Here is a 17,809-nt window from a genome sequence, read left to right as displayed (position 1 = left end):
GGGCACAGCCTCGGGGCGGGAACCATGGCGCGCTCACGGCGTTGTGACCACGTAAAGGGGCCGCGCAGGACCTTTCCCGCAAAAGACCGGTCGAGGCGCGGCATGCATGAACACACGCACGAGGAGACGTTAACATGATCCGCAAACTCTTGGCTACGACGGCAGTCGTTGCGCTGCTGGGCGGCGGTGCCTTCGCCCAGGATACGACTGCTCCCGCACCGGCGCCTGCGCCGACCGAAATGACCCCGGGGGCTTCGGAGGTGATCCCACGTGCTGACGGCATGCTCGCCTCCAACATCATCGGCGAGACCGTGTACAACGGCACTGCAGAGGACGCCGAGAACATCGGCGACGTCAACGACCTGGTGCTAACGTCCGACGGCAAGGCCGACCAGCTTGTCATCGGCGTTGGCGGCTTCCTCGGTATCGGCGAGAAGAACGTGGCGATCGCGTTCAACGAGTTCGACTGGGCCGAGAAGGGCGGCGACCGCTGGCTGGTCGTGCCGATGACCAAGGAACAGCTCGAGGCCCTGCCCGACTTCGACCGCCGTGGCTACGATCCGGCCCCGGCACCGACCGCGGCAACCGAGCCGATGCCTTCGACCGACCAGACGGCACAGGCTCCGGCGCCCGCGACGCCCGAAGCCACGCCGCCGGCCACGACGGCCCAGGCTCCGGCCACGCCTGACGCGACCGCCACCGACCAGACCAAGACGACGTCCATCGACAAGTCGGCCTTGAAGCAGCTGCCGGCGACGGACATCCGCGCCGAGGAGATGGTCGGCACGACGGTCTATGGCGCCGATGACGCCAATATCGGCGAGATCGGCGACATCGTGATGACCGCCGACGGCAAGGTCGACGCATATATCATCGATGTCGGCGGCTTCCTCGGCATGGGCGAGAAGAAGGTGGCCGTGGGCAGCGACAACCTTGCCTTCATGGTCGACCAGGATGGCAAGAAGTACCTGTACACGACCTTCACCAAGGAACAGCTCGACAAGCAGCCGGCCTATGACGCAAGCAGTTGGGCCGAGAAGCGCGACGAGCAGCGCCTGATCATCACCCAGTAGATGCGGCGGCATCAGAGCCGGAAAGGCCCACCCCCCGGGGTGGGCCTTTTCGTTGGTCTTCGTTCACGGCAGCCGTGCGAAATGGCCGACCGCGCCGGCGTCGGTCAGCTCGGACAGAGCGAGCGACTGGTCGAGCTGCTCGGCCCGCAAGGCAAGCAGCCGCTCCGCAAATTCCAGCCGCACCGGCAGCCAGGCCGGGTCGTCGGCCAGGTTGCGCGTCTCGCCGGGGTCGTTGGCGAGATCATAGAGCAAGGGCGGAAGTCCACCGGCGAAATGCACGTACTTGACCATTTCGGTGCGGATCACGGCGAGGTTCAAGGCGCGTGAACCGAGCCCGAAATGGGCTTCGGTCGCGCCCTCGGCGACGGAGCGGAAATCATAGGCCCAGTGCGCCGCGTCGCGCCACGACGCGGGCGTCTCGCCGTCGAGGAACGGCCCGAGCGAGCGGCCGTCGAGATGCGGCTGCGCCGGAGCGCCGATGAGGTCGAGCAGCGTCGGCATGATGTCGACGGCTTCGCTGAAGCGGTCCACGGCGGTTCCGGCGGCGCGGCCGCGGCGCGGGTCGCGGATGATCAGCGGGATGTGGTAGCTGCCGTCGAACCAGCCGCCCTTGCCGAGCATGAAGTGGTCGCCCATCATCTCGGCATGGTCGGAAGTGAGGATGACGACGGTGTCGTCCCAGGCGCCGGCGGCCCTGATTCCCTGCCATATCCGGCCGAGCTGGGAATCGACCTCGGAGATCATGCCGTAATAGAGCGCGCGGATGGTGCGGAACCCTTCCTCGCTCCAGTCGCCGACCTTGCCCGAGGCGCCGGGGACGAAGCTCGACTTCTTCTGGTGATGGGCGAGATGATAGGCGAGGAACGGGTGGCTCGCCGCCTCGTCCTGCAGGCTCGCGGCGCGCCGATAGGCCGGGCCTTCGGCTGGATCGTACATGGTGTTGAACGGCGCGGGCACGATGAAGGGCGGGTGCGGGCTGAGGAACGAGACATGGGCGAACCAGGGCTCGCCCGCGTCCTGCTCGCCCAGCCAGCGCAGGAACTCGCCGGCGAGGAAGGCGGCAGGGGTCTCGTCCTTCGCATAGACCGGAACGGCATTGCTGACCTCCGGCGCGTCGCGATCTGCTGGGCGGTGTATGTCGGGGAAGCCGGCGGAGGAATCGATGCCGCGCGCGGCGAGCCAGGACAGCCAGGCCTTCTGGTGCTCGGGCAGCAGCTGGCGCGTGGTGAAGCCGGGCAAGACACCTTCATAGGTGCGCAGGAACGGATCGCCGGGCGCGCGGTTGCGCGGATCGGGCGAGACGTCGGTATAGCCGAACAAGGTCGGGTCGTAGCCGACGCGGCGGGCGGCGCGGGCGATGTTGTCGTGGCGGTCGTCCATCGGCGTGCCGTTGCGGCAGACGCGATTGTTGGCCTGGTGGAGGCCGGTGTAGAGGCAGGCGCGCGCCGGCGAGCACGGGGCCGCGCCGGCATAATGGCGGCGAAACAGCACGCCCTCGCGCGCGAGCGCATCGGTGTTGGGCGTCTTCACCACCGGATGGCCGACCGCCGACAGGCTGTCGCCGCGCCACTGGTCGCAGGTGATGAGAAGAATGTTCGGCCGTCCGCCCTTGTTTGCCAAGCTCGCCCCCGGAGTTCGAATTTGCGGCCAAGGAAGCCGCTTTCACGGTCAGGCGCAAGCGCCTTCGCGCGGCCAAAAATCATGCCAAATTGTGTGAACGAATTGGCGTTTGTTGTTCACTAATCGAGCACAGATCATTGCGTGACCGGCCACTATGCCCCGACGGCCGATGCGCCCATATTCGGCCCAACAGAGCGGCAGGGGCCGCGGCAAGCGAAAGGAGCAAGACGATGCTCAACCAGATCAAGGGCCTGCACCACGTCACCTCGATGGCCAGGGATGCCGCCGAGAACAACCAGTTCTTCACCCACAAGCTCGGCCTGCGCCGGGTCAAGAAGACGGTCAATTTCGATGCGCCGGACGTCTACCACCTCTATTATGCCGACGAGGTCGGCACGCCCGGTTCGGTGATGACCTATTTCCCGTTCCCGAACATCGGCAAGGGCCGTCCGGGCGTCGGCGAGGTGGGCACCACGGTGTTTTCCGTTCCCGAGGGCACGCTGCCCTTCTGGGAGCAGCGCTTCGCCGAACAGGGCGTGACCGGCCTGTCGCGCGACGAGCAGTTCGGCGAGAAGCGCCTGAACTTCGCCGGTCCCGACGGTGACGGTTTTGCCCTGGTCGAGGCCAAGGGTGACAAGCGTGCGCCCTGGGTCAAGGGCGGCGTCGCCAACGACGAGGCGATCCGCGGCTTCCATTCGGCGACGCTCAGGCTGCGCGACGCCGGCGCCACCGAGGAACTGCTCAAGTTCATGGGCTACGAGGAAGTCGACGCCTCCGGCAACATCAAGCGGCTTGCGGTGAAGGACGGCAACGGCGCCGACTTCATCGACATCGAGACGCTGCCGGGTGCGTCCTTCGCCGGCCTCGGCGCGGGTTCGGTGCACCACATAGCGTTCGCGGTGGATAACCGCGCCAGGCAGCTCGAGGTGCGCAAGGCGCTGATGGACACGGGCTACCAGGTGACGCCGGTAATCGACCGCGACTACTTCTGGGCGATCTATTTCCGCACCCCCGGCGGCGTTCTGTTCGAGGTGGCGACCAACGAGCCCGGCTTCGACCGCGACGAGGACACCGCCCATCTCGGCGAGGCACTGAAGTTGCCGACACAGCATGCGCATCTGCGCGACTATCTCGAAAAGACCCTGCAGCCGCTGGGCGACTGAGGAGGAAAGATGAGCCAGGACGCATATATCCACAAGCTGCTGCCCGGCGAGCCGGGCAGCCCGCTGGTCTTCGCCTTGCACGGCACAGGCGGCGACGAGAACCAGCTCGTCGGCTTCGCCCGCGAACTGGTGCCGGGGGCGACGGTGGTGTCGCCGCGCGGCGACGTGTCGGAAATGGGCGCGGCGCGCTTCTTCCGCCGCACCGGCGAGGGCGTCTACGACATGGACGACCTGGCAAGGGCCACCGCCAAGATGGCAGGCTTCGTCGAGGCGCATGTCGCGGAGGCGAAGCCTTCGCAGGTTTTCGCGCTCGGCTATTCCAACGGCGCCAACATCCTGGCTTCGGTGCTGTTCGCGGCGCCGGACAGGTTCGACGCGGTTGCGCTGATGCACCCGCTGATCCCGTTCAAGCCGGACGTGGCTGGAAGCCTGGCGGGCAGGCGCGTGCTGATCACCGCGGGGCGCCGCGACCCGATCTGTCCGCCGGAACTCACCGGCCGCCTCGATGCCTATCTGCGTGACGCGGGTGCCGATGTCCGGCTGGAATGGCATGAGGGCGGGCACGAGGTGCGCCCGAACGAGATCGAGGCGGCGAAACGCATCTTCGCCAGCAAGGAGCAGGGACAATGACCGAGGAACTTCCGACGATCGAACTCGAGGACCGTGGCACCAAGGGGCGCTATGTCATCCGCGGATCTGGCGGGGCGGAGGCCGAGATGACCTTCACCACGGTCAGCGAGCACCTGTTCATCATCGACCATACCGAGGTGCCCGACGCATTCCGCGGCCAGGGGGCCGGCCTCAGGCTGGTGACGCGGGCGGTCGAGGATGCGCGTGCCTTCGGCAAGAAGATCATCCCGCTCTGCCCGTTCGCCGCCGCCCAGTTCCGCCGCCATCCGGAATGGGCCGACGTGCTGAAGAGCTGAAGCGCTCGCGCGGCAACGCGAGGAAAGGGCCGGTGCGGCAACCGCATCGGCCCTTTCGTTTTGTTCGGTTCGTCGCGATCGAGCAGGCGACTTGTTACCAAGCGGAAACCCTGCCCCTTGCCGCCGCAGGATGCGCAAGCCGCCCATATGACTGATTTGTCGGCGAAATTGACCGAACTGACAGCATTGTTGACCGTTTTTGAGGTTTTTAGCGCTTGTTTCATTAGCGCAGGCTCATCAGCATCGGGCCGTTACAGAGTTCGATTATTTTCACTTCAACAGGGGAATGAAATTCAACGAATAGGCAAGAATCGATGCCCGGCTCCAAGCAAGTTTCCGAATTCGACCGCCAGTTCCAGCCGCGCTCGCGCGTCAACCGCCGGCCAAGCCTCGCCATCCGCCAGCGTGCCAACGAGCACCCGATGATGATGTTCAGCGTGTTCGTGTTCGCTTCGCTGACGTCGATGGCCCTGGCGCCGGCCAACGGCCCGGCCTTCGCATCGATGGGGCCGACGCCGCGCCTCGTCGAGGGCGCGCGGACGACCGCCAAGACCGACCGGTTGCCGCTGTCTGAAACCGAGATCGCCTGCCAGGGGCAGGCCTGGGGCAGCGAGAGCGAGGCATGCCTCGTCGCCATCGCCGAGGGCGCCGGGATGCGCGAGCCGCGCAAGGTGCGGCTGATCGCCAGCGCCGAGGCGGTGCACACGACCCCGAACATATTCTAGACGGCGGCCGGCCCGCCGCATCGTTCCCTGCCGCGCATCGTTATCCTCCAGCGCGTACCTCCCCCCGCGGCCATGACCCCGCGGGGGGCCTTTTTTGTGGTGCTGCACAAGGCGGGTTTAGTCCCTAGGGACGATGCACGCCGGGCGAGCGGCAAGCGATGCTGCGACCCTGGCAGGGAGGAGTTCGGCATGGGCCGCGTCGCAGGAAAAATCGCTATCGTCACCGGCGCGGCCTCGGGCATGGGCGAAGCGACGGCGCGGCTGCTGGCCCGCGAGGGCGCCGCCGTCGTGGTCGGCGACCTGCAGGCGGAGAAGGGGCGGCTGGTGGCCGAGGCCATCGCGGCCGCCGGCGGGCGCAGCCTCTACGTCGCCCATGACGTGACCTCGGAGAAGGGCTGGCAGGCAACGATCGCGACGACGCTCGACACCTTCGGCGGGCTCCATATCCTGGTCAACAACGCCGGCGTCGGCGCGCCGTTCGGTTCCGTCGAGCAGCTCGGCCTCGACGATTGGCGCAAGGTCATGTCGGTCAACATGGAAGGCGTGTTCCTCGGCACCAAATACGGCATCGAGGCCATGCGCAAGACCGGCCAGGGCGGCTCGATCGTCAACTTCTCCTCCACCATGGGGATCGTCGGCAGCCCATCGACGGCGGCCTATGTGGCGAGCAAGGGCGGGGTCAAGCTGTTCACCAAGTCGGCGGCGCTGCACTGCGCCAAGGAACGCTACGGCATCCGCGTCAATTCGGTGTGTCCCGGATGGATCCGCACGCCGATGTCTTCGGGTGCGCTCGACAAGCTCAGCGGGAGCGGCGAAGGCAACAAGGCGATCGAGCTTACGCCGCTCGGCCGTGTCGGCGAGCCCGACGACGTCGCCTATGGCGTGCTCTACCTCGCCTCGGATGAAGCGAGCTTCGTCACCGGCACCGAGCTGGTGATCGACGGCGGCTACACCGCCCAGTAGCGCCTCATCCGGCGCCGGAAACCTGCTCGCTCACGGCACTCAGCGCACTGCGCACGTCGAAGGTGCTGAACGGCTTTTCGAGGATGTGCGGCCTGAGGCTCGCGGGCAATTGCTCGATCTCGGCCTTGGCGCCGATCAGGTCGCCGGTCACCAGCACGAAACGCTGCGCCATCTCCGGCCGCCTGGCGACGATCTCGCGCAGGATGGTGATGCCGCTGCGGTCGGGCATGCGCAGGTCGGAGAAGACGATGTCGACGGGGGCTTCGCCCAGCGCGTCCGCCACCGAAGTCCAGCTCGACACGATGCGCGCCTTGACGCCCATGAGTTCGAGGATGTCGGACAGCGATCCGGCGACGTCGGGCTCGTCGTCGATGATGACGGCATGGCGCAGGCCGCTCGACTTCGGCGCACTCTCGGCGATCGCGTACCGGTCGGCGCCCATGGCCGGCAGTTCGACGAGGAAGCGCGCGCCGGTGGGCTCCGCCGGTTCGAACCAGATGCGGCCGTTGTGGCGGTCGACGATCGACTTCGAGATGGACAGGCCGATGCCGGTGCCGACGCCGATCGGCTTGGTGGTGAAATAGGATTCGAAGACGCGGCCGCGGATTTCCTCGGCGATGCCCGGGCCGCTGTCCTCGACCGAGAAGCCGGCGCCGCCGCCGGCGGTACGGAAGGTGCGGACCTGGATGATCCTGTCGCCGCTGATGCCGGCGAGCGCGTGCTGGCTGTTGACCAGGAAATTGGCCGCCACCTGGGTCATGTGGTCGGCGTCGGCCATCACCATCAGCGGGCCCGGCGCGAATTCGGTGTCGATGCCGATGCCGCTCGAACGGGCTCCGTAGGCGGTGACTTCGAGGGCCGCGCGCACCACCTGGTTGAGATCGGTCTCGGCCTGGGTGGTGGGATGCAGGCGAACCATGCCGAGGAAGCTCTTGACGATGCGGCCGCAGCGCTCGGCGGCGGCGCGCACCTTCTCGGCCCTCAACTTGGTCTGGGTGTCGGAGGCGAATTCGTGCAGCAGCGTCGACTGGGCGACGACGACGGCGAGCGGGTTATTGAGTTCGTGCGAGACGCCGGCGAGCAGCGACCCCATCGCCGCCATCTTCTCGTTCTGGTGCAGCCTTTCGCGCTGGCGGTTGATCTCCTCCTCGGCGCGATGCTTCTCGCGCAGGTCGCGGATCGAGCCGAAGAACAGCCGCCGGTCGGCCAGCCGCATCTCGTTGGCGGTCAGCTCGATGGGGATGATCTCGCCGGCGGCGTTCTGCGTCACGGTTTCGAGGCGCTGGCCGACCATCGGCGCGCCGCGCCCGGCCATGTAGTCGGCGCCGTTGCAATAGCCCTTGCGGTAGTAGGAGGGGATGACGGTATCGAGCAGGTCCTTGCCGAGGATCTCGTCGCGGCTCCAGCCATACATCTTCTCGGCGGCGGGGTTGAACTCGATGATCGAGCCGGTCTCGTCGATCACCATGATGGCGTCGAGCGACGACTGCAGCATCGTACGCCGGATGATCTCGCTGACATGATATTCGGACTGCGAACGCTCGACGGCGTCGCCAAGGGCGGCGGCGATGATCTCGAGCGCGGCGACCTCGTCGTCGGTCCATTCGCGCTCCATGACGCAGTCGTTGACGGCCAGCGTGCCCCACAGATGGCCATGCGCCGACACGGCCACCGAGAGGAAGGACTTGATGTGCTGGTTCTCGAAATCCGTGCGCAGGAAGCCGGTGAGGTCGCGCGTGAGGCCGGCGAACATCTTGCCCTGCCGGCCTTCCTCGGCGAGCCGCTCGAGCAGCGGGTCGGAATCGACGATGGCCTGGTTGATGGTCGTCGGCGGCGCGGCGATCTCGTCGACGTTCGGGTCGACCCAGTAGGCGGCGATGGATTGGGCAAATCCCTGTCCGGGCAGGTCGCGCAGCCGAAACAGGATGGCCCGGTGGCCGGCGAACGCGGCGGCGAGGCATTCGAGGATGCGGTCGATCTCGAGCTGCCAGTCCGGCGCCTGGCGCAGCCGGCGCACGATCTGTGCCGCCACCAGGGTCGGGCTCGGCGTCCCCGACGGATTGTCGGTGCGTGAGACGGTCAACAAGGTCATTGCGGAATCCTGACGGAACCTCGGCCTGCGTCAGCTGGCTTCGCTGCCGGGCAGCGAAAAGATATAGCCTTCGCCGCGCACGGTGCGCAAAAACTTCGGGTTCGACGGGTCGTCCTCGATCTTCTTCCTGAGCCGCATGATGCGGATGTCGACGGCGCGCGAGGATTCCGGGTCCTCGGCGAAACCGATGGCCTCCGAGATGATGGTGCGGCTGAGCAGCCGGTTGGGCCGGGTCAGGAAGACCTCGAGCATGTCGAACTCGCTCTTGGCCATGTCGACGACGGTGCCGCCGTTGCCGGTCACCAGGCGGCCGTCGAGGTCGGCGTGGAACGGGCCGAAGGCGATGGTGCGGCGCGGCTGTTGCGCGGCCTGCAATGCCTGGCGGAAGCTTTCGGGCTGCGGCACGCGGCGCAGCACGCTGCGCACGCGGGCAAGCAGTTCGCGCAGCTCGTAGGGCTTGACCATGTAGTCGTCGGCGCCCAGCTCCAGGCCGACGATGCGGTCGAGCGCGGTGCCGGCGGCGGTGGCGTAGATGATGCCGATCGGCATCCTGGCGCGCAGCCAGCGCCCGAGCGACAGTCCGTCCTCGCCGGGCATGGCGATGTCGAGGATCGCGAGGTGGAAGGATTCGGTGTCGATGAGGGCGCGCAGGGCGGCGGCGTCCTCGACGGCGGTCACGTCGAAACCGTTCGCGCCGAGATATTCGGCGACGGCATCCCTCAGGTCGGGCTCGTCTTCGACAATGACTATCCGAGCGCGCAGTTTCGTCTCGCCTCCGCTACCGGCGGAAAGTAGATTGGGTATAAACATGATGTCCAGTGATGATTTGGCGTGGGCAGTTGCTAACGGAAGGGCGGCTCGCTAGGGACGAGCGAAAGCTTCGGGCGGCGCGTTCGGGGACCCATCCCCGGCCGAGTGCGTCGCGCGGCATCTTCTTGCCCCTGCAAGCGCCGACGAGGCCGCTGCGGCAGGCAATGACTCCACTGATGTTGAAGTCCCGGATGACCTCATGGCTGGAAGATCGGTCGTAGCGCTCGTTGCCATCGCGGAGGTCGTCGCCTCCGACCTCGCCGATCACCTCGACCGGCGCGGCCACGACGTGCGCACGGCGCGGCGGCTGTGGGAGGCGGAATCGCTGCTCTCGGCCAAGGGGCTGGACGTCGTGGTGGTGGGCGACGGCCTGACGCCGGCCGAGGGGCGGGACCTCCTGCGCACGTTCGGCGGCCAAAGCGGGCCCGCCTTCGTGCTGATCTGCCGCCCGACCGAACTGGTCGACAAGGTGCTGGGGCTGGAACTGGGGGCCGCCGACGTCGTGGAGAGCCCCATCAATGTGAGGGAGCTCGCCGCGCGCATCGGCGGCCTTCTCGCGCGCCGGGGACGCGGCACGCAGGAACTGGTGGTGCTGGAGAACTCGACCGTCGACCTGCGCTCGGCGCTGGTGATGCACGCCTCCGGCGAGGAGGAGCAGCTGTCGCCTGGCCAGATCGCCCTGCTCAAGCTGTTCCTGTCGCGACCGCGCAAGGTGCTCACCCGCGACGACATCATGGCGGCGGCGCCGGCCGAAAACGCCGACGCCTTCGACCGCTCGATCGATTCGCGCATCGTGCGCCTGCGCCGCAAGCTCGACACGGAAAGCATCATCACCATCCGCGGAGCCGGCTACAGGTTCGATCCGCCCGCCGGCGCGCCACCGCGCAGGCCGGAGCCATCCGAAAACCAGGAGTGATGGCGCCCTGTTGTCCAAGGCGTCAACGACCGAAGGTCGACGGCGCGGGTGCTGCCCTCTGGAGGACCGGTCCGGTGTCGGCTCCGTCCTTGAGGACGACGCTGGCCGCGCCCGCGAACCCGAGCAGGCCCTGGGCATAGAGCAGGGCCGAAAGTACCGATGCCGCGCGATTCCTGTTCATGGTTCCGCCCCGTCCTGGCTTGCGGTTCATTCTAGGGCGGCGGGACGAATGCAGTTCCGCCGCTCCAGCGGTTATTCCTGGCCGCATTTGTGCGAAGCAGACGATCCGCCCGCCTGCAAATGCTCCAGCGATCCTACTGATCGGGTCCCGCGCCGCTGACCTGCCCTCGACGGCGCGGGTACCCGATCCTCGCTGCGCAGAGCGCGCGAGACTCTGCGTACCGCCGCCGGTACGAAACCGGACCGCCCACGCCCATGGACCCCGCGGCAACGCAGTCAGACGAAACTCACATCGTGGCGGTGAGACCGGCGCCGGCCGACGGGGCAAACCCCGCCGACAATTCCGCCGCCATGGCGTTGCCCTGGCCGGCCAGGATGCCGATTCCCGTCAGAATCGCCGTAGCGACGCCCACCCGCAGGAACCAGATCGCAGCCAACCGTTTTGCGCCGCCCATCCAACCTTCATTATGTTCGTTTCGCACAAGCAATCTGTGTTGCCGCTGTATCGGGAAGATGCCGCCGAAAGCCCTCCGGTGGTTGCGATTGTTTCAATGTTGTTTCGATCGTCACCGTGAGCCTGAGACATCGGCGGCAGCGTGCTTGTCTTGCTCCAAATCGGCCGCCGGGATGAAGGCGGCGCAATATAGGGGTGGCGATGTGAAATCGCATCGCCTGTATTTAGAAACAATAATGAAACAAGAATGATTGCTAAACGAAATTATATCGAAACACCGCTCTGGCAAAAAAGCCCCATTGCGAAACACATTCCGGCCGGCGAGACCGGCCTTGGGGGGCTGCCATGAAAATCCAACTGAAAGGGAAGCTTATCAATCTTGTCGCGATGGCCATCACCGGAGCGTCACTGCTCGTCGGCGCGGGGCAGGGCGCGGCCCAGGCCGCAAGCCAGGTCGTTGCGCGCGTGTCGATCGGCCAGCAGACGATGCATGTGATGGTCGACGGACGCGTCGCCTATGTGTGGAAAGTCTCGACGGCGGGCCGGGGCTATGTGACGCCGACCGGTTCGTTCAAGCCGACGCGCATGCACGAGATGTGGTATTCGCGCAAATACGACAATGCCCCCATGCCACATTCCATCTTCTTCAAGGGCGGCTACGCGGTGCATGCGACCAACCAGATCGGCCGCCTTGGCCGGCCGGCTTCGCACGGATGCGTGCGGCTGCACCCCGACAACGCCGCCGATCTCTACCAGCTGGTCCAGACCTTCGGTCCGAAGAACACCAGCATCGTCATCGTAAGGTAGTCCGCGACGCCCATAGGGCTGTCGTGCAAGCGCCTGTCCGAGCCCTCGGCTCGCGGCGGGCGCTTTTCCTTTGTACGCGGGAGGAGGTTCACAGGCGGGACCAGCGGGCGGTCGCTCTATTTGCACGGCAGTGCACAAGAACTGCAGGATCGACCGGGATACGGCCAAGCTCTTTAGTCGGAAAACTGAAGATACGGCAATTTCAAACATTTCCTATCGTTTTGCACGCCTGTGCAATTTTTTGTCGAAACGTGATTGACACGGACGTGCCGGCAATGGAATGAATATGCCAACAGGCGCGGTTACGCGCCGACCGCCCGGAGGAGGGGCGGAGCGCCAAGGGGCGCGATGTGAGCAGGGCCGAAGGTCGCTTGGCGACCCAGGGCCCGGGCGCATGAGAGGAGGGGACCATGTACGTGCCATCACGGGAAGGGCGTGCAGCCTGTCGGGCTGCCGGCTGCATCGCGGCCACACGCGGCTCCTGCCGCCCGTCGCGAGGCTAGGCCGGTGGCGAGCACTTCCGAGACATCGGCTGCGGCCGCCGCGCCCGCACGTCGGCGGTCGATTGCCGCGCCAAGCCGGTCGCAGCGCCTGCGCTACAGGCTCAAGGTGGCGCTGCGCGAACCGACGACGACCATCGGCCTCCTGGCGGCGGTCCTGTTTGCCTATCTGATCGTCGTCCCGATCATCTCGATGCTGTCGGACGCGGCCCGCGTCCAGTTCGGCGACGAGCGCCGCATCAAGCAGGATGTCGGCGAGCTGACCTGGTACTACCTCGAGCGCGTGTTCGCCTCGCGCGTCTCCTACGACCTGTTCTGGGGGCCGCTGGTCAACACGCTCAGCGTCTCGGCGGGGGCGATCGCCCTGTCGATGCTGGTCGGCGGCACGCTCGCCTGGCTGCTCAGCCGCACCGACATGTTCGGCCGCCGCTGGTTCGCCACTGCGCTGATCGTGCCCTACATGCTGCCGGCCTGGACCTTCGCGCTGGCCTGGACGACGCTGTTCAAGAACCGCACCGTCGGCGGCCAGCCGGGCTGGCTGGAATCGCTCGGCTTCGCGCCGCCGGACTGGCTGGCCTACGGCCAGGTGCCGGTGACCATCATCCTGGCGCTGCACTACTCGCCCTTCGTCATCCTGCTCTTCGGCAACGCGCTGCGCCGGTTCGACTCGCAGCTCGAGGATTCCGCCCGCATCCTGGGTGCCGGCCGGCTGACGGTGGCGACCAAGATCATCATGCCGCTGATGCGTCCGTCGCTGATGTCGGCGATGGTGCTGATCTTCGCCAAGAGCCTCGGCGAGTTCGGCGTTCCCTACGTGCTCGGCCTGCCGGTCAATTTCGACGTGCTGGCGACCTCGCTCTACCAGAACATCGCCTCGCGCCAGGTCGGCGTGGGCGCCGTGCTCGCCGGCTCGATCATGCTGATCGGCATCATCACCATCACCATCGACGCATGGCTGATGAAGGAGGCGCGCCGCTTCGTCACCATCGGTTCCAAGGGGTCGATGAACCGACTGAGCCCGCTCGGCATCATGCGCTTGCCCGCGACCGGTTTTGCCGCGCTGATGTTCCTGTTGAGCGTCGGGCTGCCGCTGATGACGCTGATGCTGTCCACGGTGATGCGGGTGCCGGCCAAGTTCACCTTCGACAACTTCACGCTCGACTACTGGATAGGCACCGACCTCAACACGGTGGCGCTGCAGACCGGCATCCTGCTCAGCCCGGATTTGTGGAACGCCGCCTGGAACAGCCTGCGCATCGTCGGCATGGCCTCCCTGGTCTCAGGCCTGCTCGGACTGCTGGTGGGCTATGTGGTGGCGCGCACGCCGGTGAAGCCGCTCGGCACCTTCCTGCGCCAGGTGACGTTCCTGCCCTATCTGGTGCCCGGCATCGCGTTCGCGGCCGCCTACCTGTCGCTGTTCGCCGTGCCGCGCGGGCCGATCCCGGCTCTCTATGGCACGACGCTGATCCTGATGCTGGCGCTGATCGCCGACCAGATGCCCTATGCCTCGCGCGCCGGCATCGCCGCCATGATGCAGCTCGGCAAGGAGCCGGAGGAGGCAGCACAGATCGCCGGCGCCGGCTGGTTCCGCCGCATGACCTCGATCGTCATCCCGATCCAGAAGGGATCGCTGACGACCGGCGTGCTGCTGCCCTTCATCTCCGGCATCAAGGGGCTCAGCCTGTTCGTGGTGCTGGCGGTACCGTCGACCGACGTGCTGACCACCTATTCGCTCAGGCTGGTCGACTACAACTACACGCAGGCCGCCAACGCCGTCGTGCTGATCATCGCCGGCCTCGCCTATTTCGGCGCGCTGCTCGGCCAGAAGCTGACCAAGACCAATCTCGCCCAAGGACTGGGGAACTGACATGCCGAAGATCAACCTGAACGGCGTCGAGAAGAACTACGGGGCGAACGCCGCCAATGCGGTGGCCGACCTCGACCTCGAGATCGGCGACGGCGAGTTCATGTGCCTGCTCGGGCCGTCGGGCTGCGGCAAGACCACGACGCTGCGGATGATCGCGGGGCTGGAGCATCTGACGGCCGGCGAGATCAGGATCGGGGCGCGGGTGGTCGATTCGGTGACCGAGGGCGTGTTCGTGCCGCCGGAGAAGCGCGAGATGGGACTGGTGTTCCAGAGCTATGCGCTGTGGCCGCACCTCACCATCGAACGCAACACCGATTTCGGCCTGCGCCTGCGCAAGATGCCGAAGGCCGAGCGCGAGCAGCGCGTCGACCAGGTGATGAAGACGCTCGGCATCGAGAAGTATCGCGACCGCTATCCCTCGCAGCTTTCCGGCGGCCAGCAGCAGCGCGTGGCGCTCGCCCGCATGCTGGCGGTCAATCCGGAGGTGCTCCTGCTCGACGAGCCGCTGTCCAACCTCGACGCCGCACTCCGGCTCGAGATGCGGGCCGAACTCAAGCGCCTGCACCGCGAATTCAAGACGACGATCGTGTTCGTGACCCACGACCAGTGGGAGGCGATGACGCTCGCCACCACCATCGCGGTGATGAGCGAGGGCCAGTTGCAGCAGGTCGGCACGCCCAACGACATCTACGACCGGCCGGCCAACCGCTTCGTCGCGCAGTTCGTCGGCAACCCGCCGATCAACATCGTCGAGCTGGGCAACGGCAAGTCCGAGGTGTCGCGTCTTGCCGGCAGGTTCTTCGCCGAGCGTTACGGCGAGCTGCGCGATGCCGGTGCGGTGGGCATCCGCCCCGAGGCGATCCGGCTCGCGGCCGAAGCGGGGGAGGTGCCGGATGGCGCTTTCTCCGGCCTCGCCGAGGTGACCGGCATCCTGCCGACCGGCGGCAGCTGGATCATCGAGCTGACCGCCGCCGGCGAAAAGCTGTTCCTGACCACGCACCAGTCGCCGGAGGTCGAGGTGGGCGAGGCGACGACCTTCTGGGTCAAGCCGAAGGCGCTGCATGTGTTCGACGCGGCGGGCAATCGCTCGGAGGCGGCCGACCGGCTGCTGAGGCCGGCGAAGGTTCACTGAGGAGGAACGCGGCGAGGGCAGCGGCGCGCAAGACAAGAGACGACGGGGAAACCAGGGCCGCCGATGCCAGGCGGTCCTACACAGGGAGGAGAGAATGACTGGACTGTTCGAGAAGAAGGTAGCGAAAGGGATGGCGGCTTCGGCGCTGGCGCTCGTTGCCGGCCTGTTCGCCGGCGAGGCCGGGGCGCAGGAGAAGTTCGACCTGAATGCGCTGATCGAGGCGGCAAAGAAGGAGCCGCCGATCAACGTCTATTCGAGCACGGGCAAGATCGTGAAGCAGGCGGAGAACTTCACCAAGAAGTACGGCATCCAGGCGACCGGCACCAAGGCCAATGCCGCGGCTCAGCTCGAAATGGTGATCCGCGAGGGCCAGGCCAAGAACGTGCAGGGCGACGTGATCCAGATCAGCGACGTGCCGGCGGGCGTGGCGCAGCTGGTGCCGCAGGGCTTCGTCGAGAGCTGGCTGCCGCCGGATCTCGCCGACAAGATCCCGGCCAAGTACCAGAACCCGCTCACCATCTCCAACGAGGCCAATGTCTTCGCCTACAACACCCAGCTCAACGAGAGCTGCCCGGTGAAGAACATCTGGGAGCTGACGGAGGTGAAGTGGAAGGGCAAGGTCGCCATGCAGGACCCGCTCAACAAGGCGTCCTATGTCGACTGGTTCAACCAGATGGCGACCAATGCCGACGACAAGGTGGCCGCCGCCTACAAGGAGCACTATGGCAAGGATCTGGTGACCGACGAGGAAGGCGCCACCGCCGCCTGGGTCAAGGCGCTGGCGGCCAACGGCCCGCTGCTCACCGACGCCGACGAGGCGGCCGCGCAGGCGGTCGGCGCGCCCGACCAGAAGGAGCAGTTCGTCGGCCTGATCAGCTCGGCCAAGTTCCGCAACAACAAGGACGTCGGCTCAAAGCTCGGCCTGTGCACCGGGCTCAAGCCCTTTGCCGGCTGGATGTATCCGAGCCTCGGCTTCATCGCCAAGGGCACCGACAGCCCCAACGCGGCGAAGCTGTTCATCCACTACCTGATGACCGAGGAAGGCATCGCCCCGCAGGCGGCGGACGGCAAGATGTCGACCAACACCGACGCCAAGCTGCCGGACGACGAGCCGTCGGGCATCGGCAAGGCGCTCGACCAGATCTTCACCTACGATTCGGCGACGGCCCAGGACGACTGGGACGCACGCCAGGATTGGCAGGATCTCTGGCGCGTCAACTACAAGAAATAGGCTTGCCATTGCCGCGCCCGGCAGTGCCGCCGGGCGCGTTTCAGCCGGATTTTTACGGGAGGGAACGATGAAACCGGCGTTTGGAACGAGCAGGAACAGTGCATTCTCGGCCACAGCACTAGAGCGTTTCCGCTTTTCTTCGAATCGCGGAAACGCTCTATCTCTTTGTTTTGACACAATTCCGGACGGAAAACCGCTGCGCACTTTTCCTGGAATTGCTTTAGCCGGCATCATGGCCGCGCTGGCGATGTCGACGACCCCGGCGCGGACCCAGGCCTTCGACCTCGACGCGCTGGTGGCGGCGGCGAAGAAGGAAGCGCCGATCAACATCTACGACAGCACCGGCAAGATCGTCGAGATGGCCGAGAACTTCACCAAGAAGTACGGCGTGCAGGCGACCGGCATCAAGGTCTCGGCCAGCGCCCAGCTCGAGATGATCGTGCGCGAGGGGCAGGCCAAGAACGTCAAGGGCGACGTGGTTCTGATCACCGACGCGCCCGCGGGCCTGGCGCAGCTTTTGCCGCAGAAATTCGTCGAGAGCTGGCTGCCGCCGGACATGGCCGACAAGATCCCGGCCAAGTTCCAGGATCCGCTGGCGGTCACCACCAATGCGGCCATCTGGGCCTACAACACGGAAGTCTATGATTCCTGCCCGGTGAAGAACCTTTGGGAGCTGACCGAACCGAAATGGAAGGGCAAGGTCGCCTTCTACGACCCGCTGTCGAAGGGCACCTATCCCGACTGGTTCAACCAGACCGCGACGCATGACGACGCCAAGATGAAGGAAGCCTACAAGGCGAATTTCGGCAAGGACCTGGACGTCGGCGAGGACAGTGCCACGGCGGCCTGGGTGAAGGCATTCGCCGGCAATTCGCCGCTGCTTGCGGACGCCGACGACGCGATCTCGGAAGCCGTGGGTGCGCCCGGCCAGAAGGAGCCGTTCTTCGGGCTGATGAGCTCGGCCAAGTTCCGCGACAACGCCGACAAGGGCTACAAGCTCGGCCTGTGCGAGAACATGCTGCCGTGGCCGGGCTGGACCTATGTCAAGCTCGGGCTGATCGCCACCGGCACCAAGAGCCCGAACGCGTCGAAGCTGTTCATCCGCTACATCCTGACCGAGGAGGGCATCGCGCCGCAGGTCAAGGACGGCAAGCTGCCGACCAACCCCGACATCGGCCTGCCGGCGGACGAGCCCTCGGGCATCGGCAAGGTGCTGGATAGGCTGCAGCAGTACGACGCCGCGACGGCGCTGGAAGATTGGGACGCGCGCCAGGATTGGCAGGACCTCTGGCGCGTTTCCTACAAGAAATAGCTTTCCCGGTGGGCTAGGGACGGGGCCTTCTCTCCTTC

17 protein-coding genes are annotated in these 17,809 nt (G+C 66.3%); 12 read left to right on the top strand and 5 right to left on the bottom strand.

Annotated elements, in window-relative coordinates; translation table 11 throughout:
- The first annotated feature begins 134 nt into the window (after positions 1 to 134).
- Positions 135 to 1,073 carry a PRC-barrel domain-containing protein gene (locus PV773_RS19055; protein ID WP_347967868.1) on the top strand — a complete coding sequence of 313 codons (939 nt, stop codon included), beginning with the start codon at positions 135 to 137 and terminating at the stop codon, positions 1,071 to 1,073.
- 63 nt (positions 1,074 to 1,136) lie between these two features.
- Here the strand turns inward: PV773_RS19055 and PV773_RS19050 are convergent, their stop codons facing one another.
- Positions 1,137 to 2,693 (bottom strand): alkaline phosphatase family protein, encoded by a 1,557-nt coding sequence (locus PV773_RS19050; RefSeq protein WP_347967867.1) that lies wholly within the window; start codon positions 2,691 to 2,693, stop codon positions 1,137 to 1,139.
- 230 nt (positions 2,694 to 2,923) lie between these two features.
- Here PV773_RS19050 and PV773_RS19045 point away from each other — a divergent pair, with 230 nt between their 5' ends.
- The 5 genes from PV773_RS19045 (at position 2,924) to PV773_RS19025 (ending at position 6,470) form a co-directional block, all read left to right on the top strand.
- Positions 2,924 to 3,856 carry a VOC family protein gene (locus PV773_RS19045; RefSeq protein ID WP_347967866.1) on the top strand — a complete coding sequence of 311 codons (933 nt, stop codon included), beginning with the start codon at positions 2,924 to 2,926 and terminating at the stop codon, positions 3,854 to 3,856.
- A 9-nt stretch (positions 3,857 to 3,865) separates the two neighbouring features.
- Positions 3,866 to 4,486, top strand: a complete 621-nt coding sequence (locus tag PV773_RS19040; protein ID WP_347967865.1) for an alpha/beta hydrolase — start codon at positions 3,866 to 3,868, stop codon at positions 4,484 to 4,486.
- The gene (locus PV773_RS19035) at positions 4,483 to 4,782 is read left to right on the top strand and encodes a GNAT family N-acetyltransferase (RefSeq protein ID WP_347967864.1); all 300 of its coding nucleotides are present in this window, start codon (positions 4,483 to 4,485) and stop codon (positions 4,780 to 4,782) included. Before PV773_RS19040 ends, PV773_RS19035 begins: the two co-directional genes overlap by 4 nt.
- Positions 4,783 to 5,096: 314 nt before the next feature.
- Positions 5,097 to 5,507: a hypothetical protein gene (locus tag PV773_RS19030; protein WP_347967863.1), complete on the top strand. Its 411-nt coding sequence runs from the start codon at positions 5,097 to 5,099 to the stop codon at positions 5,505 to 5,507.
- A 189-nt stretch (positions 5,508 to 5,696) separates the two neighbouring features.
- Positions 5,697 to 6,470 (top strand): glucose 1-dehydrogenase, encoded by a 774-nt coding sequence (locus tag PV773_RS19025; RefSeq protein ID WP_347967862.1) that lies wholly within the window; start codon positions 5,697 to 5,699, stop codon positions 6,468 to 6,470.
- A 4-nt stretch (positions 6,471 to 6,474) separates the two neighbouring features.
- Here PV773_RS19025 and PV773_RS19020 read toward each other — a convergent pair whose 3' ends face one another.
- Together PV773_RS19020 and PV773_RS19015 are read right to left on the bottom strand one after the other, a co-directional pair.
- Positions 6,475 to 8,562 carry a PAS domain S-box protein gene (locus PV773_RS19020; protein ID WP_347967861.1) on the bottom strand — a complete coding sequence of 696 codons (2,088 nt, stop codon included), beginning with the start codon at positions 8,560 to 8,562 and terminating at the stop codon, positions 6,475 to 6,477.
- A 30-nt stretch (positions 8,563 to 8,592) separates the two neighbouring features.
- Positions 8,593 to 9,372 (bottom strand): response regulator transcription factor, encoded by a 780-nt coding sequence (locus tag PV773_RS19015; protein WP_347967860.1) that lies wholly within the window; start codon positions 9,370 to 9,372, stop codon positions 8,593 to 8,595.
- Positions 9,373 to 9,571: 199 nt separating this feature from the next.
- Between PV773_RS19015 and PV773_RS19010 the strand changes: the two genes are divergently transcribed.
- Complete coding sequence (locus PV773_RS19010; RefSeq protein ID WP_347967859.1) at positions 9,572 to 10,288, top strand: response regulator transcription factor; 717 nt, start codon at positions 9,572 to 9,574, stop codon at positions 10,286 to 10,288.
- 22 nt (positions 10,289 to 10,310) lie between these two features.
- Here the strand turns inward: PV773_RS19010 and PV773_RS19005 are convergent, their stop codons facing one another.
- Positions 10,311 to 10,469, bottom strand: coding sequence for a hypothetical protein (locus PV773_RS19005; RefSeq protein WP_347967858.1), 159 nt, complete (start codon positions 10,467 to 10,469; stop codon positions 10,311 to 10,313).
- A gap of 286 nt (positions 10,470 to 10,755) precedes the next feature.
- Positions 10,756 to 10,923 (bottom strand): hypothetical protein, encoded by a 168-nt coding sequence (locus tag PV773_RS19000; RefSeq protein WP_347967857.1) that lies wholly within the window; start codon positions 10,921 to 10,923, stop codon positions 10,756 to 10,758.
- Positions 10,924 to 11,267: 344 nt separating this feature from the next.
- Between PV773_RS19000 and PV773_RS18995 the strand changes: the two genes are divergently transcribed.
- From PV773_RS18995 to PV773_RS18975, 5 genes are all read left to right on the top strand, one after another.
- Positions 11,268 to 11,729 (top strand): L,D-transpeptidase, encoded by a 462-nt coding sequence (locus tag PV773_RS18995; protein WP_347967856.1) that lies wholly within the window; start codon positions 11,268 to 11,270, stop codon positions 11,727 to 11,729.
- 507 nt (positions 11,730 to 12,236) lie between these two features.
- On the top strand, positions 12,237 to 14,096 hold the full coding sequence (locus PV773_RS18990; RefSeq protein ID WP_347967855.1) for an iron ABC transporter permease: 1,860 nt from the start codon (positions 12,237 to 12,239) through the stop codon (positions 14,094 to 14,096).
- A 1-nt stretch (position 14,097) separates the two neighbouring features.
- Entirely contained in the window at positions 14,098 to 15,228 is a 1,131-nt protein-coding gene (locus tag PV773_RS18985) for an ABC transporter ATP-binding protein (RefSeq protein WP_347967854.1), read from the top strand.
- A gap of 130 nt (positions 15,229 to 15,358) precedes the next feature.
- On the top strand, positions 15,359 to 16,459 hold the full coding sequence (locus tag PV773_RS18980) for an ABC transporter substrate-binding protein (protein ID WP_347967924.1): 1,101 nt from the start codon (positions 15,359 to 15,361) through the stop codon (positions 16,457 to 16,459).
- Between the two features lie 232 nt (positions 16,460 to 16,691).
- Complete coding sequence (locus PV773_RS18975) at positions 16,692 to 17,771, top strand: ABC transporter substrate-binding protein (protein WP_347967853.1); 1,080 nt, start codon at positions 16,692 to 16,694, stop codon at positions 17,769 to 17,771.
- The last annotated feature ends 38 nt before the right edge of the window (positions 17,772 to 17,809 follow it).

It is taken from the genome of Mesorhizobium sp. CC13, assembly GCF_039907765.1.
Lineage (GTDB): Bacteria > Pseudomonadota > Alphaproteobacteria > Rhizobiales > Rhizobiaceae > Aminobacter.
This window is presented reverse-complemented; position numbering and strand designations above follow the sequence as displayed.

Coding starts and splice junctions, on each gene's coding strand:
- PV773_RS19015 (WP_347967860.1), bottom strand. CDS start 9,372: ATGTTTATACCCAATCTACTTTCCGCCGGTAGCGGAGGCGAGACGAAA.
- PV773_RS19010 (WP_347967859.1), top strand. CDS start 9,572: ATGGCTGGAAGATCGGTCGTAGCGCTCGTTGCCATCGCGGAGGTCGTC.
- PV773_RS19055 (WP_347967868.1), top strand. CDS start 135: ATGATCCGCAAACTCTTGGCTACGACGGCAGTCGTTGCGCTGCTGGGC.
- PV773_RS19040 (WP_347967865.1), top strand. CDS start 3,866: ATGAGCCAGGACGCATATATCCACAAGCTGCTGCCCGGCGAGCCGGGC.
- PV773_RS18980 (WP_347967924.1), top strand. CDS start 15,359: ATGGCGGCTTCGGCGCTGGCGCTCGTTGCCGGCCTGTTCGCCGGCGAG.
- PV773_RS19045 (WP_347967866.1), top strand. CDS start 2,924: ATGCTCAACCAGATCAAGGGCCTGCACCACGTCACCTCGATGGCCAGG.
- PV773_RS19030 (WP_347967863.1), top strand. CDS start 5,097: ATGCCCGGCTCCAAGCAAGTTTCCGAATTCGACCGCCAGTTCCAGCCG.
- PV773_RS19020 (WP_347967861.1), bottom strand. CDS start 8,562: ATGACCTTGTTGACCGTCTCACGCACCGACAATCCGTCGGGGACGCCG.
- PV773_RS18975 (WP_347967853.1), top strand. CDS start 16,692: ATGGCCGCGCTGGCGATGTCGACGACCCCGGCGCGGACCCAGGCCTTC.
- PV773_RS19005 (WP_347967858.1), bottom strand. CDS start 10,469: ATGAACAGGAATCGCGCGGCATCGGTACTTTCGGCCCTGCTCTATGCC.
- PV773_RS19000 (WP_347967857.1), bottom strand. CDS start 10,923: ATGGGCGGCGCAAAACGGTTGGCTGCGATCTGGTTCCTGCGGGTGGGC.
- PV773_RS18985 (WP_347967854.1), top strand. CDS start 14,098: ATGCCGAAGATCAACCTGAACGGCGTCGAGAAGAACTACGGGGCGAAC.
- PV773_RS18995 (WP_347967856.1), top strand. CDS start 11,268: ATGAAAATCCAACTGAAAGGGAAGCTTATCAATCTTGTCGCGATGGCC.
- PV773_RS19025 (WP_347967862.1), top strand. CDS start 5,697: ATGGGCCGCGTCGCAGGAAAAATCGCTATCGTCACCGGCGCGGCCTCG.
- PV773_RS19035 (WP_347967864.1), top strand. CDS start 4,483: ATGACCGAGGAACTTCCGACGATCGAACTCGAGGACCGTGGCACCAAG.